We start from the raw sequence: 15,136 nt of genomic DNA on the forward strand, positions 1-15,136 counted from the left end.
GGCGTCAGGTGATTTCGCAGCGGCTGTGGGGTGGCAGCATCACGTCGGCGGTGCGCTGCTGGCCCGCACTGGCCTGTTTTTCCAGCAGCAGCAGGCCGCCGAGCTGCACTCGATGTTCATCTCCCAGGGCGAACGCCAGACGCCGAGAACAGGTCGGGTAGAAGCGGTGTTCGACCATCGCCGACAGGGGGAGCGCCAGATCCTCGTTCTGTCCGGCGTGCAGGCCATGTTGCTGGAGTGCCTGGTCCAGCTCGACCAGGCTTCTGTCGAGTCTGTGGCAATCGAAGGCGACGTGATGCACCCGGGGGCCCATGACCGCCAGCCAGCCGGCCAGTGGATGGGCGCGATGAAGCTGCTGGTAGCTGTCCCAGTCAGGCATCGACCAGGGGCGGTTGGCGCCAAGCAATGGTGTTCGTTCAGCGTTGCCGGTGGCGACCAGCTTCAGCAGAGTATCGCGAGGCTGGCGCGACAGACGGGTGGTCTGCAGCTCGACGATGTTCAGTCTCGGCCCTTCTTCACGGCCGGCGAACAGGCAGGCGAGCAGGCCTCGGTCGGGCAGGGCGTAGCGATATAGAGGGCGGTAGCCGTGCTGCTCAAGATCCGGCAACAGGGAGGCCAGGCTCCAGGGGGACTGGCTCACGGTGACCAGCGTGAAGCACTCGACCGGCGCATCCACCGGCCACAGGCGCAGCGCACCGATGTCAGGGTGCTGATGGACGTAGTCCAGCCACAATTGCTGAGCGAAGCGCTGCTGCTCTGTCATTGCCGATCCTTGCCTGCCAGGAAGCCTGTTCTGTGAGTATAGGCAGGAAGGAGGGACGATCTTTCAACGACGGGCGAACGTTCAACGGTTTCGGCGGCCAGACGGGTGAGGGCAAGCTCTGTTGGCCAGGATGGGCAGGGCAGGTGGCATGATCAGGCGCACGTCTCGTGGGGTCTTCAGCAAGAAAACGGGAAGCCCGTGTGGGCTTCCCGTCTTGTTACCGGCTGTGCCGTCGGTTCAGGCAGGCATCAGCTCATTGTCGCGAACGTACTGGTCGAACTCGGTAAAGCCGCCCACGTGGGTCTGGTCGACGAAGATCTGCGGCACGGTGGTGACCGGCTTGCCGATGGTCTTTTCCATATCGGCCTTGGTGATGCCTTCTTCGTGGATGTCCACGTAGCGGTAGCCCTCGATGCGACCGGCGTCGCTCAGAGAGTTGGCGAGCTCCTTGGCGCGTACGCAGAAGGGGCAGCCGGGGCGACCGAAGATGACAACAATCATGAAAGCTCCTCGCATCGTTGATGCAGTGGGTAGTGTTGAATCAGCGACCTGTCCGGCGCCAGGCGGCGGGACGGCCAATGAGTAAGTGGATGGCGCGCATTGTGACGGATTGCGTCGCGGAAGGCCAATAGCGTTGCTGAATGCCGTTCGATCGAACACGGCTATCGGCATGGCGAAAAGTCGACGCTCAACCGATACCGATATCGCGCAATTCCCCTGCGTCGGCCTGGCGCAGCAGCTCTCCGAGTTCGTCGAAGATCGCCGGGGCGCTGACCAGCAGGTTCTCGCCGTAAAGGTCCTCGGGCAGACCCGCCGGGCAGGGATACAGGTGCCCGGTGCGGGCGCCGGCCTCTCGGGCGATCAGCCAGCCTGCGGCGAAATCCCAGGGAGAGACGGTTTCGTAGTAGGCGTCCAGGCGACCACAGGCGACATCGCACAGATCCAGGGCGGCGGCGCCGTTGCGACGCACATCGCGACAGTGGTGAAGCACCGCGCCAAGGCGTCGCATCAGGGGCAGACGGCTATCACGCCGGTACGGAAAGCCGGTACCGACCAGGCTCTGCTCGAGGGACTCGCTCTGGCTTGCGCTGATCGACTGTCCATTGCGCCAGGCGCCCTTGTCGCGTATTGCGGTGAAGGTCTCGCCGAGGAAGGGGGCATGGACCACGCCCAATTGGGTGACCCCATCCTTGACGTAGGCGATGGACACCGCCACATGGAAAAGCCCGTGGGCGAAATTGACGGTACCATCGATGGGATCGACCACCCACAGGGCGCCATCTTCTTCCACGGCATCCTTGTCGGGGGCCAGCTCCTCGCTGAGGCGGTCCTCGCCGGGGAAGGCCGACTCCAGGCGTTCGGTGATCATGGTGTCCACCGCCACGTCGGTATCGGTGACCAGCTCCTGGCCTTCCTTGAAGTGATGCTTGAGGTCGTCACCTTCGCGGGCATCGCGGATCATCTTGCCAGCCGCCGTGGCGATGTCGATGGTGGCTTCCAGACGTTCCTCGAGGGTCATGGGCGACTCCTTGCAGGGGGGAGGGATTTTGGCTGAAGTCTAACATTCCCGTTCGGCGCGTGCCTGTGGGTGTCGAGGACAGTAACGGGGAATCAAGGGTTCAACAGTGACAGGAAGGTGGGATGTCTGCGTTATCGATGGAGCAGTACCGGCGGCTGGAACGTCTTGCCAGGGAATTCAGTGATCGCCACCTGCGAGCGTTCAAGGCGCGTCCGGAGTTTCACCCCCGGCTTGCGGTGGATGCCTTGTGTTTTGCGCCCTGTCCTGGCCGACCTGGATGGCTGGTTGGCGCCTGGCTGACGCCCTGCGACCTGTCGCTGGCGCTGGTGCAGGAATCCGCCGAGGCGTGCGATACGGGCACGGTCGGGCCTCAGGTGCTGGAGCTGCCAAGGGGGGAATTCGAGCTGGAGCCGGAAATCATGGCCGGGGACATACTGTGGCGCTGCCTGCTATTGAACGACCTTGGCGATGTCGACGACATGGGCGAGGCCTGTCGCCTGGCACAGCGGCTGATGGACAAGGTGATGACGGCCCCCGAGTGAGCGATCGAGACCTTTGTCCGGCTGGCGCTGCAATGCAGCACTGGCATATGCTGGGATGCTGATGTAGGCATTGGCAGGCATCGTCATCAGCGACGCCACCCGTTCGACGGGTGATGTGTTCCAGACCCAGAGGAGAGCAATAGTGAGCGATCATTCCACTCCCAGAGTTGCCCTGGTGACCGGCACCAGCAGCGGCATCGGTGCGGCGGTCGTCGCCCATCTGCGTGCTCAGGGGCATCAAGTCCTGGCGGTCGACTTCAACCCGGCCGGACGGGAGGTGGCCGAGGCCGAGGGTGCGGTCTTCCACGAGGCCGATCTCACCCAGGCCGAGGCCTGTCGCGGCGCCGTCGATGAAGCCCTGAGGCGTTTCGGGCGGCTGGATATTCTGGTCAACAACGCCGGCATCCAGCACGTCGCTCCCATCGAGGAGTTCCCCCAGGAAAAATGGCGTCAGATCATCGATCTGATGCTGACCGCGCCCTTCCTGCTGACCCAGGCGGCCTGGCCGTCGATGCGCGAGAATGGTTGGGGGCGCATCGTCAATATCGCCTCGGTCCATGCCCAGGTGGCCTCGCCCGGCAAGGCCGCCTACATCAGCGCCAAGCACGGCATGATCGGACTGACCAAGACCGCTGCGCTGGAAGGCGGCGCCCAGGGCATCACCGCCAACGCCCTGTGTCCGGCCTACGTCAAGACGCCACTGGTGGACAATCAGATCGCCGACCAGGCCAGACTCCATGGGATGGAGGAGCAGGAGGTGATCGAACAGATCATGCTCAAGAATGCCGCCGTGAAGCGCTTGATCGACCCCTCCGAGGTGGCGAGCCTGGTCGGGTATCTTGCCTCGGATGCGGCCGGTGCAGTCACCGGCGCCAGCTGGAATATCGATCTGGGCTGGACCGCCCAGTAAAGCACGCTGTTGCAGGCCTTTCTGTTTCAGCCCCTCTGTTGCAGACCCCCTGGCGCTTGGCCCTTCGTGTTGAGAGCCTGGGGGTAAAATGCACGGGCGCAAAGACCTCTGATCTAGAGGCGCCTGGCGCAGAGAAGGACGGTAGAGAAGGACGGAGAGACACCCGACGTCGGACAGCGCCTAGCGTGTTGAGCTCAAACAAGAGACGCAGCCCTTGGGCTGCGTCTCTTTTGTATCGGGTGTCCGCTGTATCGGGGGGCTGTCACCAGCGGCGTACGATGGTGTCATCAACGCCGGACTGGACGCTTCTGCAGTTTGCGCTGCAGGGTGCGACGGTGCATGCCGAGCGCCCTGGCGGTGGCCGAGATGTTGCCGTCGTGTTCCTGCAGCACCTTCTGGATATGCTCCCAGGTCAGGCGGTTGATCGACGGCGGGTTGTCTGCCACCTCGGTTTCGGGATTGCCCTCACGCTGTTCCAGGGCGCTGAGTACCTCGTCGGCGTCCACTGGCTTGCACAGGTAGTTGACCGCCCCGAGCTTGATCGCCTCCACCGCCGTGGCGATGCTGGAGTAGCCGGTCAGCACCACGATGCGGCAGTCGGGAACCACCTCCAGCAGTTCGGGCAACAGCTTCAACCCCGAGTCCTGGTCGAGCTTGAGGTCCAGGGTGGCGACCTCAGGCTGGTGGCGACGCGCCAGTTCCAGCGCCTGGGTGGCGTCATGGGCCACCTCGACCTCGTGGCCGCGGCGCTGCATGGCGCGTTCGAGTACGTGGCAAAAGACCTCATCGTCATCGATGATCAGTAGCCGGTGTGCGGTGTCTTGCATGATGTCCTCGTGAATGGAGACTCAGCCGACGCGGGGCAGGGTGACCTCGGTCAGGGTGCCGCCGTCGTGATGATTATACAGACTGACGCCCCCGCCGAAGCGATTGATGGTGGCATGGGTCAGGAACAGGCCGATTCCCAGTCCCTTGCTCTTGGTCGACACGAAGGTCTCGCCGAGCTGGTCGGCGATCGACATGGGGATGCCTGGCCCATGATCGCGGATATCGATGATCACCTTGTCGGCGGTCCAGTCGAGCTGGATCTCGATATCGTCTGGCTGGGCGTCGGCGGCGTTGTTCAGCAGGTTGGTCAGCGCCTGGTCCAGTGTGGTATCCACCGCGATCGATGGCTGGCCGCGTCTGCGTGCGACCTCAAGGCGATGGGTAACGTCCGGGCGCAGCACCAGCCAGCGGTCGATCACGCCGTCGAGCCAGCTCTGGGCGTCGCGGGTCTCCGGCTCGTCCTTGCGCCGGAGGTCGGCGCTTTCGACCAGGTTGCGCAGGCGCGCCTTGCAGGTGTCAACCTGCTGGCGCAACAGGTCGATATCTTCCACCAGCCTGGGGTCGTCGTGGTGTTCGTTCTTGAGTTCGGACAGCACTACCGCCATGGTCGACAGCGGCGTGCCGAGTTCGTGGGCGGTGCCGGCGGCCTGGGTCGCCACCGCCAGCACCTGCTCCGAGCGCAGCGCCGCCTCGCGAGTCCGAGCCAGGGTCTGGTCGCGATGGCGCAGGGCGTGGGCCATCTTGTAGATGAAGAAGGTCACCAGGCCTGCCGACAGGAAGAAGTTGAGCCACATGCCGAGCACGTGAAGGTTGACGCTGGAGGCATAGTGGGAGCCCAGCTGTGGCACCGGATGGTAGACCACCATCAGGGCGCTGTAGGCGGCCATGGCGGTGAGTGCCAGGATCCAGGCGTGACGCCAGGGCAGGGTGGCAGCGGCGATGGTCACCGGCACCAGATAGTAGGTGATGAAGGGGTTGGTCGCACCGCCGGTGAAGTAGAACAGCAGGGTCAGCCCGGCCACGTCCAGCAGCAGGTGGATCAGGTACTCGTGATGGCTGACATCCCTGGGCCGACCCAGGCGCCACCAGGTGGCGATATTGATCAGGCCCATGGCGACGATTACCGCGATCACCGCAGGAACGTCGAGGGCGAAGTCCAGCAGCTCGATGCCGACGATGATGGCGACCAGAAAACCGGTCCAGGTGATGCCGCGTACGAAGGTCAGGCGGATCAGATTGCGGTTGGGCGTCGACAGCGGCAGTGGAAGGGCGGCAGGCATGATCTCTCCCTCGATGAGTGGCGGCATGATAGCGCATCGCAGGGGCGGCCGTCGTGGGGCGCGCGCTACAGGCACGGCGCCCGGATCGGTGTCTCCGCTCCCAGGGGCATGCGCACAAGGGACAAGGTCGTTGGCGGTGAGCGATTGCGTCTCGCCCGTGGCTGGGCAACAGTGGCAGGGGCCTGTGCAGCGAAGACGCCAGGTGGTGTCTTCGACGTGACTGTCGGCTTGAGCACAGTACCAAGTGGCTTTATCGGCATGCGTTGACACAGCGCTTCATCGGCAAAGGGCGCGGTCTGAACAAGGGAATGGATGGAATGCTGAAGCGACTGCTACCGATCGTGGTTCTGGCGATCGGCGTGGGTGGATTCTGGCTGTTGAAGGTGACGCGGCCGGCGCCGCCTCCGGTAACGGTGGAAGAACGCGAGTGGCCGGTCGCCGCCATGACGCTGTCGCTGGGCCGCCACGCACCGACCCTGGCGCTCTACGGCGAGGTGCTGGCGCCGGATCGCCTGAGGCTGGTGGCGTCGCTGGATGGCCACGTCGGGCAGCGCCCGGTACGTGATGGTGACCGGGTCGAAGAGGGCGACCTGCTGGTAGCCCTGGCCGAGGAAGACGTGGTGCCGGTGGTGACTCGGGCCGAGGCGGAGGTGGCACGGCTGGAGGCCGAGATCGAGGCGGAAAAGATTCGCTTCGAGAGCGATCGACAGGCGCTGGCTCGGGAACAGTCGCTGCTCGACAACGCCCGCAGTCAGCTCGAGCGTATGCGCTCGCTGGTGCGGCGTAATCTGGCCTCCCGGGCCGAGCTTGACGCCGACGAGAACGAAATCGCTCGAGCCCAGGTGACGCTGGTCAGTCGCCAGGGCGAACTCGACGGACACCCGGCCAGGCTGGCCAGTCTCGAGGCCCAGCGGCGCCAGGCCGAGGCGTCGCTGGCCGAAGCCCGTCGCGATGCGCGAAGGGCTCGGGCCGAAGCGCCTTTCGCCGGTATCGTCACCGCTGTTGAAGTCGCGCCGGGCGACCGGGTGCGCGAGGGTGACGCCCTGCTCGATCTGATCCCGCTCGATGGCCTCGAGGTGCGTGCCCGGGTGCCCAGGGGCGTGCAGTCCGAACTGGTGTCGAGCCTGGCCGATGGCGCTCGCCCTGAGGCCGTCGACGACGAGGGCGGGCGCTATCGGCTGAGAGCACTGTCGGGCCAGGGGGACCCCGCCGGCACCGAGGCCATCCTCGAGGTGGTGTCCTCGCCGGCCCGCCTGCGGCCTGGTTCGCTGGTATCGCTGTCACTCGCCCGTCCCGAGGTGGCCGAGAGTGCGGCGATACCCTTCAGCGCCCTGTACGGTGCCGATCGGATCTACGTCATCGAACAGGGGCGTCTGCGGCCGATTGAGGTCAGGCGACACGGCGAGACCAGCGGTCCTGACGGGGGCACCTGGGTGATCGTCAGCGGTGACGGTCTGGCCGACGGCCAGCGCCTGGCCATCACCCATCTGCCCAACGCCATCGAAGGATTGAGAGTGGTGGACCTGGCTGGCCAGAGGTCTGGTGAGCCCGTGAGCTCCCCGTCCGCGGGCGACGATGTGCGGGCGGAGGCCGGCCCGTGAGCGAAGATACCCAACCGAATGCTCCCAGAGGCCCGATCGGCTTCTTTGTCCGCCACCGGGTCGCGGCCAACCTGGTGATGCTGGTGATGCTGATCGGCGGCGCCCTCGGCCTGTCGCGGATGAACATCCAGTTCTTCCCCGATTTTGCGCTGGACATCGTCTCGGTGCAGACCGTCTACAGCGGCGCCTCGGCGGAAGACGTGGAGCAGGGCATCACCATCCCGCTGGAGCAGCGCCTGCGCAATCTCGATGGCCTGAAGCGGATGACCTCGACCTCGGCCCAGGGGGTGTCGAGCATTACCCTGGAGTTCTTCGAGGGTACCGATCCGGTGCTGGCGCTGGATGATGTGCGCGAGCAGGTCGATGGCTTCACCAATCTGCCCGGGGACGCCGAGGAACCGCGCGTTTCGCGGGCCCAGAACTTCGAGCCGGTGGCTCGCCTGATACTGTCCGGTGACGTCGATCGCGAGGCGCTGCGGAGGCTGGCTCGTCGCTTCGAGGACGAGCTGCTGTCGGCCGGGATCGATCGGGTCGAGCTGGTCGGGCTGCCGGAGCAGCAGATCAGCGTGGAGGTACCGGTGGAGCGGCTCGGCGAGCTGGACCTGAGCCTGCCGGAGATCGCCGAGCGCATCGAGGGACTGTCGCTGGACCTGCCCGCGGGGCTGCTTGGCAGTCAGGACGGCGAGCGCGAGCTGCGCGCGGTGGAACAGCGCCGCAGCGCCGAGGAGTTCGCCGATATCGCGGTGCGCGGGGGCCAGCGGGTGCGTCTGGCGCTCGGTGATATCGCGGTGATCCGCCAGGAGAACCGTCCGCGTCAGGTGGAGGTGCTCCACCACGGACAGCCGGCGGTGGAGCTGATGCTGCAGCGCTCGGAGAACGGCAACTCACTGGCCGCCGCCGAGGTGCTCAATGGCTGGCTGGAGCGAACCCGCGCGGAGCTGCCCGAGAGCATCACGCTGGAGGTCCACGACGAGACCTGGCAGCTGATCGCCGATCGCATCGGTCTGCTGATCAACAATGGCCTGGGCGGCCTGGTGCTGGTGCTGGCGCTGTTGTATCTGTTCCTGCCGGCGCGGGTGGCGCTGTGGGTGGCCATCGGGATTCCCACCGCCTTTCTCGGTGCCCTGGCGGTGTTCTGGGGCATCGGCGGCTCGGTCAACATGATCTCGCTGTTCGCGCTGATCATGGCGTTGGGGGTGATCGTCGATGACGCCATCGTCGTCGGCGAGGACGCCGATGCTCACTTTCGCGCAGGTGAGGCGGCACGCCTGGCCTCGGCGGGTGCGGCCCGCAGGATGCTGTGGCCGGTGGTGGCGTCGTCGCTGACCACCGTGGCCGCCTTCATGCCGCTGTTGATGGTGGGGGGAATCATCGGCAACATCCTGCGCGACATTCCGGTGGTGATGATCTGCGTGCTGGTGGCATCGTTGCTTGAGTGCTTCGTGGTGCTGCCGGCCCACCTGCGCAACGCCTTCTCGCCTCGCGCCGGCGGCGAGCGCCGTCCGGGGCCGCTGGGGCGTCTGCGAGGTGCCTTCGACGGCGGCTTCGATCGTTTTCGCCAGGGGCCCTTCCGACGCTTCTCCGCCAGCACCTTGCGCCATCGGGCGCTGACCTTGAGCGCGGCGCTGGCGCTGGTGCTGGTGACGGTGGGACTCCTGGCGGGCGGACGTCTGGCGTTCAATTTCTTCCCCACGCCGGAGCCGAATATCCTCTACGCCAACCTGAGTTTCGTCACCGGCACCTCTCGAGATAGGGTCGAGGACTATCTGGCCACCATGCAAAAGGCCCTCGACGACACCGAAGAGGATCTCGGCGGGGATCTGGTGCGCAGCGCCGTGGTGCGCGTGGGCGGTACCCTGTCCGCCGACGCCAGCGGACGGACCGGTGACAATGTCGGCTCGATCATGGTCGAGCTGGTGCCGTCAGACAGGCGCTCGGTGCGCAACCTGCCGTTTATCCGTGCCTGGCGAGAGCGTCTGTCCGAGGTCCCGGGACTCGACACCCTGTCCATCGTCGAGCGCAGCGGCGGGCCGCCGGGGCGTGACGTCAACGTGCGCCTGGTCGGCGAGTCCGCCGAGTCGCTGAAGCGGGCGGCGGAATCACTGACCCGTAGCCTCGGACAGTTGCCCGGGGTGCTGGAGCCCGAGGACGACATGCCCTGGGGGCGCGAACAGCTGATCTACTCGGTCAACGCCTATGGTCAGGCGCTGGGCCTGACCACCCGGGAACTCGGGCGCCAGTTGCGGGCAGCCTTCGATGGCGTGCTGGTGCAGACCTACCAGGACGGTGCCGACGAGATCGAGGTGCGGGTGCTGTTACCGCAGGACCAGCGTGAGCACCTGGCGACCCTGCCGCGGCTGATGGTGCGAGTGGACGATGGCCGCCTGGTGCCATTGGACCAGGTGATGGCGCTGGATCACCGCCAGGGCTTCGAGGCGCTGCGTCACGCCGATGGGCGTCTGGCCGTGGAGGTGAGTGCCGACCTCGACACCGAGGTGACCAACACCGCCACGGTGGTCGAGGCGCTGCAAGCCGAGGTGCTGCCGGCGCTGACCGAGCGCTACCACCTGAGCTACACCTTCGAGGGCCAGGCGGCGGACCAGCGCGATACCTTCGCCGACATGCGTACCGGCCTGATCATCGGGCTGGGCCTGATGTACGTGGTGCTGGCCTGGGTATTTGCCTCCTGGAGCCTGCCGCTGATCGTGATGGCGACCATTCCGCTGGCGCTGGTGGGAGCCCTGCTGGGCCATTGGGTGATGGGGCTGGATCTCACCATCCTGTCGATGTTCGGGCTGTTCGGGCTGTCCGGGATCGTGGTCAACAATGCGATCATCCTGGTGACCTTCTATCGTCACGAGCGTGACGCCGGGCGGGATATCGACGCGGCTCTCAACGAGGCGGTGGTGCAGCGGGTCAGGGCCATGTTCCTGACATCCCTGACGACCATCGGTGGACTGACCCCACTGCTGTTCGAGACCTCGCTGCAGGCCCAGTTCCTGATCCCCATGGCGGTGACCATCGCCTTCGGCCTCGGTGTCTCGACCCTGCTGGTGCTGGCGGTGATCCCGGTACTGCTGAGCTACCTGGAACACCTCCGGGCAGCGCTGGCCTCACGGACATCACGTCACACCACGTCTGAGGGCTAGGCCGCTATAGGGGGGAGCAGTCGGACCTGCGCATGGTGGGCCTGTCGTGCGCTCCATTGGGCCCGTGGCCTCAGGGGCAAAGGACAAGCGCCGCCTTGACGGCGGCGCTGTCGGGTCTTGGCAGCGACAGGTGGCATCGCCTGACTAGCTGGCCTGCTGAGGCGTCAATATCTGTTGGTGCAGGCTGTTGCCCTCGGTGTCCTTGAGGGTGACGGTGAGCGCCAGGCTGTCGCCATCCAGGTCCACCTGGCCGAAGAACTGAAAGCCTTCGCTGGGCGGCAGGTTGGCTCGACCATCGGCGGGGGCCTTCTGGAACACCACCTCCGGGCCAAAGGTGGCGTCCAGGGTATTGGGGCCGAAGGTGCCGGCGTGCAGCGGGCCGCTGACGAATTCCCAGAAGGGCGTGAACTGCTTGAAACTGGCTCGTTCCGGCGCATAGTGATGGGCGGCCGTGTAGTGGACATCGGCGGTCAGCCACACCACGTTGGCGATGGCGTTGTCGTGGATCGCCTTGAGCAGTCGGGCGATCTCGTGCTCGCGCCCGGAAGGGGCGCCACCCTCGCCATTGGCCACCGCTTCGAAGTGCTCGCCGTCGGCGACCACCAGGCCCACCGGCATGTCGGAGGCGATGATCTTCCAGGTGGCCGTCGAGGCCTTCAGCGCCGCGATCAAGTCGTCCACCTGGCGAGCCCCCATCAGGCTCGAGGCCGGGTCGTCTGCGCCCTGGGTATTGGTGCTGTTGGCCGCGCGATAGGTGCGCATGTCGAGCATGAACACCTCGAGTTCGGGGCCGTAGGTGAAACGACGACGAATCATCTCCGGGGCCTCGGGGCGCTGGCGGATCGGCATCGACTCGAGGAAGGCGCGGCGGGCTCGCGCCGCCAGTAGCGAGACGTTCTTCTCGGTGTAGCGCGGATCATCGAGGATCTCGCCGGGGTACCAGTTGTTGACGGTCTCGTGGTCGTCCCACTGGGCGTACATCGGCACCTCGGCGTTGAAGCGCTTGAGGTTGTCGTCCAAAAGGTTGTAGAGGTACTGGCCGCGATACTCGTCGAGGGTCTCGGCCACCTTGCTCTTGGCTTCGGTCATGCGGTTGCGCCAGACGCTGCCGTCTTCGAGGTTCACGCTTTCCTCAAGCGGGCCATCGGCGTAGATGGTGTCACCGGAGTGCAGGAAGAAGTCCGGCGACTGCTTGAGCATGGTGTCGTAGATGCGCATGCCACCACGAGATTCGTCGATGCCCCAGCCCTGGCCGACGGTATCGCCGGACCACACGAAGCGCACCGAGCGGCGTGACTGCCCCGGCATCAACAGCCGGCCGATGACCGGCTCGCTGACGGCGCGATCGTCGCCGAGGGCCGCAAAGCGCACGCGGTAGAACACCTCCGGCAGGTCGGCAAGGCCGGTGACGTCGAGCTTGGCGGTCAGCCCGCTGGCAGGCAGGGCGGTGGGGCCCTGCAGGGTACGAGCGTTGTTGAAGGCAGCGTTGTCGGCGATGTCCAGCAGCATTCGCGAGGGACGGTCGGCACGCGACCAGATGACGGCGCGGTCGGCACCGACGTCGCCGCTCATCACCCCGGAAGTGATCACGGGGCGGCGGGATTCGGCCAGCACGATGCCGGGGGCGGCGGTGATCAGGCCGAGGCCGGCGCTGGCCTTGAGGCCGAGTCCGAGAAACTGGCGTCGGGTGGTATGCATGGGGCTCTCCTTGTCGTTGCGTCCGGTCGTCTTGGCGGGGTGGCGCGTCGCCCTTCGAGGGGAGCGGTCGCGGCCAGACGCCTAGCATTGCGGCCGTCGATGACAGCTTGATCGCGAATCTATTGCATTAATGCGAAGCGCTATGAACAGCAGAGCCGCAAGGACGCTCGAGGGTCTCGATAGAGAGGATGATGGTGTCAGTATAGTCAGATGCAGCCAGGGCCCCTGTCGCGGTATCATGGCGCCCTTGCGCATGGGGGCCTTGTCCCCGTGCCCCACTTTTTTACGAGCAAGCAGGCAACCGTCTCCATGTCCAACCCCAAGCAGGCCCAGGAAACCGGGCTTCGGCGCACCTTTGCCATTATCAGCCACCCGGACGCGGGCAAGACCACCATCACCGAAAAGATGCTGTTGTTCGGGAACGCCATCCAGCTGGCCGGTTCGGTAAAGAGCAAGCGTGATGATCGCCACGCCACCTCGGACTGGATGAAGATGGAGCAGGAGCGCGGCATCTCCGTGACCACCTCGGTGATGCAGTTCCCCTACGGCGGTCGCATGGTCAACCTGCTCGATACGCCGGGCCACGAGGACTTCTCCGAGGATACCTACCGCACCCTGACCGCGGTGGACTCAGCGCTGATGGTGATCGACGGCGCCAAGGGCGTCGAGGACCGCACCATCAAGCTGATGGAGGTCTGTCGCCTGCGCACCACGCCGATCCTCACCTTCGTCAACAAGATGGACCGCGACATCCGTGACCCCATCGAGGTGATGGATGAGGTCGAGACGGTGCTCAATATCCAGTGTGCGCCGATGACCTGGCCGATCGGCATGGGGCGTCAGTTCAAGGGGGTCTACCACCTCTATAACGACGTCATCCACCTGTACACCCAGGGACAGGGCAACCGGATTCCGGAAGACAAGCGCATCGAAGGCCTCGATAACCCCGAGGTGGACGAGGTGCTTGGCGAGGATCTGGCCGAGGAACTGCGCATGGAGGTCGAGCTGGTGCGCGGTGCCTCCCATAGCTTCGACCTCGAGGCCTATCGCCGTGGCGAGCTGACGCCGGTGTACTTCGGTACCGCCATGGGCAACTTCGGTGTGCGCGAGATGCTCGATGGCTTCGTCAAGTACGCGCCGCCGCCCCAGGCGCGGGAAACCGACGTGCGCGAGGTACCGGCCGAGGACGAGCGCTTCACCGGCTTCGTGTTCAAGATCCAGGCCAACATGGATCCCAATCACCGCGACCGCATCGCCTTCCTGCGGGTGTGCTCGGGCAAGTACCAGAAGAACATGAAGATGCGCCATGTGCGCATCAACAAGGACGTCAAGATCGCCGACGCCCTGACCTTCATGGCCTCCGATCGTGCCCACGTGGAAGAAGCCTGGCCCGGTGACATCATCGGCCTGCACAACCATGGCACCATCCAGATCGGTGACACCTTCACCCAGGGCGAGGACATGCGATTCACCGGCATTCCCCACTTCGCCCCGGAGCTGTTCAAGCGGGTCAGGCTCAAGGACCCGCTGAAGATGAAGGCGTTGCAGAAGGGCCTGCAGCAGCTTTCGGAGGAGGGCGCCACCCAGGTATTCATGCCGTTGGACAACAACGACCTGATCCTTGGCGCCGTCGGTACCCTGCAGTTCGATGTGGTCGCCCATCGCCTCAAGGAAGAGTACAAGGTCGACTGCATGTATGAAGGGGTGAACGTCAATACCGCCCGCTGGATCTACTGCGACGATCCGAAGATGCTCGAGGAGTTCAAGCGCAAGGCCAGCACCAACCTGGCCATCGACGGCGGTGGCTACCTGACCTATATCGCCCCGACCCGGGTCAATCTGCAGATGACCCAGGAGCGCTGGCCGGATATACGGTTCAGGGAGACCCGCGAGCACTGAGGAGACACCGGAAAAACTGCTGCGCTTGAATCGCTCGCGACGTTTTTACGGCGCCTCCTGCGCTCTCTGCCATGCCAAGCTGAAGACCTGGTGCGGGGGGGAAGGTGTGGGAGGCTGTGGGACGGTGTAGAAAGAGGAGCTCTGATGCTGATCGACGCCCATTGCCACCTCGACTTTGCCGACTTCGACGCCGACCGCGATGAGGTCCTGGCCAGGGCCAGGCGGGCGGGGATCGAACAGCTGGTGGTGGCCGGTACCCACCGTGACGCCTGGCAGCGCACTCTGGACCTGGCCGAGCAGACGGGGTTGCACGCCTGTCTCGGTCTGCATCCGGTGTTTCTGGAGCATCATCGGCTGGAGGGCGAGGACGACGATATCAGCGCGCTGGGCCGGGCGCTGGAGGCCAACCCTCGCTGCGTTGCCCTGGGGGAGTGCGGGATCGATGCGCGCTTTGGCGACACCCTCGATCGCCAATGGCGACTGTTCGATGCCCAGCTCAGGCTGGCGCGGGATCTGCGTCTGCCGGTGGTGGTCCACTGTGTGCGCGCCAACGACGAGGTCGCCAAGCGCCTGGCACAGTTCGGACTCCCCGCAGGGGGCCTCATCCACGCCTTCGCCGGTTCTCCGGAGCAGGCGAGCCGCTTTGTCGATCTGGGGTTTACGCTGGGCCTCGGGGGGACAGTGACCTATCCCCGGGCCAGGAGGGTGCGCCGGGCAGTGGCGTCGCTGCCCGATGATGCCTATGTGCTGGAGACCGACAGCCCCGATATGCCGCTGTCGGGCCACCAGGGCGAGCGCAATGAACCTGCCATGGTGGCCGAGGTGTGTCGCCACGTGGCCGAGATCAGAGGGCAGACACCGGAAACCGTGGCGCTGCACTCAAGTGACAATGCCCGCCGGCTGTTCGGCCTGCCGTCGTCCTGACAAGGGCGAGGGCAGGAATATCG

At 65.5% G+C, this 15,136-nt stretch carries 12 protein-coding genes; 6 read left to right on the plus strand and 6 right to left on the minus strand.

Translation table 11 applies throughout. The annotated features are described in order from the left end of the window. Positions 1–4: 4 nt before the first annotated feature. The 3 genes from NKF27_RS09750 to NKF27_RS09760 form a co-directional block, all read right to left on the minus strand. Positions 5–763 (minus strand): DUF1338 family protein, encoded by a 759-nt coding sequence (locus NKF27_RS09750; protein WP_253556281.1) that lies wholly within the window; start codon positions 761–763, stop codon positions 5–7. A gap of 237 nt (positions 764–1,000) precedes the next feature. Further along, the gene (locus NKF27_RS09755; protein WP_045991468.1) at positions 1,001–1,264 is read right to left on the minus strand and encodes a GrxA family glutaredoxin; all 264 of its coding nucleotides are present in this window, start codon (positions 1,262–1,264) and stop codon (positions 1,001–1,003) included. A 187-nt stretch (positions 1,265–1,451) separates the two neighbouring features. Beyond that, positions 1,452–2,282, minus strand: coding sequence for an inositol monophosphatase family protein (locus NKF27_RS09760; RefSeq protein ID WP_253556282.1), 831 nt, complete (start codon positions 2,280–2,282; stop codon positions 1,452–1,454). A gap of 122 nt (positions 2,283–2,404) precedes the next feature. On the opposite strand from NKF27_RS09760, the gene hybE reads away from it, so the two are divergent. After that, positions 2,405–2,824 (plus strand): [NiFe]-hydrogenase assembly chaperone HybE, encoded by a 420-nt coding sequence (gene hybE, locus NKF27_RS09765; RefSeq protein ID WP_253556283.1) that lies wholly within the window; start codon positions 2,405–2,407, stop codon positions 2,822–2,824. A gap of 139 nt (positions 2,825–2,963) precedes the next feature. Then, positions 2,964–3,734, plus strand: a complete 771-nt coding sequence (locus NKF27_RS09770; RefSeq protein WP_108447995.1) for a 3-hydroxybutyrate dehydrogenase — start codon at positions 2,964–2,966, stop codon at positions 3,732–3,734. A 287-nt stretch (positions 3,735–4,021) separates the two neighbouring features. Here the strand turns inward: NKF27_RS09770 and NKF27_RS09775 are convergent, their stop codons facing one another. Then, positions 4,022–4,561: a response regulator transcription factor gene (locus NKF27_RS09775; protein ID WP_045991464.1), complete on the minus strand. Its 540-nt coding sequence runs from the start codon at positions 4,559–4,561 to the stop codon at positions 4,022–4,024. 21 nt (positions 4,562–4,582) lie between these two features. Beyond that, complete coding sequence (locus tag NKF27_RS09780; protein WP_045991463.1) at positions 4,583–5,842, minus strand: ATP-binding protein; 1,260 nt, start codon at positions 5,840–5,842, stop codon at positions 4,583–4,585. 317 nt (positions 5,843–6,159) lie between these two features. On the opposite strand from NKF27_RS09780, the gene NKF27_RS09785 reads away from it, so the two are divergent. Then, positions 6,160–7,443 (plus strand): efflux RND transporter periplasmic adaptor subunit, encoded by a 1,284-nt coding sequence (locus NKF27_RS09785; RefSeq protein ID WP_253556284.1) that lies wholly within the window; start codon positions 6,160–6,162, stop codon positions 7,441–7,443. Then, on the plus strand, positions 7,440–10,592 hold the full coding sequence (locus NKF27_RS09790; protein ID WP_253556285.1) for an efflux RND transporter permease subunit: 3,153 nt from the start codon (positions 7,440–7,442) through the stop codon (positions 10,590–10,592). The genes NKF27_RS09785 and NKF27_RS09790 overlap by 4 nt, the downstream gene beginning before the upstream one ends. Before the next feature lie 144 nt (positions 10,593–10,736). On the opposite strand, the gene NKF27_RS09795 is transcribed toward NKF27_RS09790, so the two are convergent. Continuing rightward, positions 10,737–12,290 carry an alkaline phosphatase gene (locus tag NKF27_RS09795; protein ID WP_253556286.1) on the minus strand — a complete coding sequence of 518 codons (1,554 nt, stop codon included), beginning with the start codon at positions 12,288–12,290 and terminating at the stop codon, positions 10,737–10,739. A 309-nt stretch (positions 12,291–12,599) separates the two neighbouring features. Here NKF27_RS09795 and NKF27_RS09800 point away from each other — a divergent pair, with 309 nt between their 5' ends. Continuing rightward, the gene (locus NKF27_RS09800) at positions 12,600–14,189 is read left to right on the plus strand and encodes a peptide chain release factor 3 (protein WP_253556287.1); all 1,590 of its coding nucleotides are present in this window, start codon (positions 12,600–12,602) and stop codon (positions 14,187–14,189) included. 144 nt (positions 14,190–14,333) lie between these two features. After that, complete coding sequence (locus NKF27_RS09805) at positions 14,334–15,113, plus strand: TatD family hydrolase (RefSeq protein ID WP_253556288.1); 780 nt, start codon at positions 14,334–14,336, stop codon at positions 15,111–15,113. The last annotated feature ends 23 nt before the right edge of the window (positions 15,114–15,136 follow it).

The sequence above is a fragment of the Halomonas sp. DN3 genome (assembly GCF_024137905.1).
Lineage (GTDB): Bacteria > Pseudomonadota > Gammaproteobacteria > Pseudomonadales > Halomonadaceae > Halomonas > Halomonas litopenaei.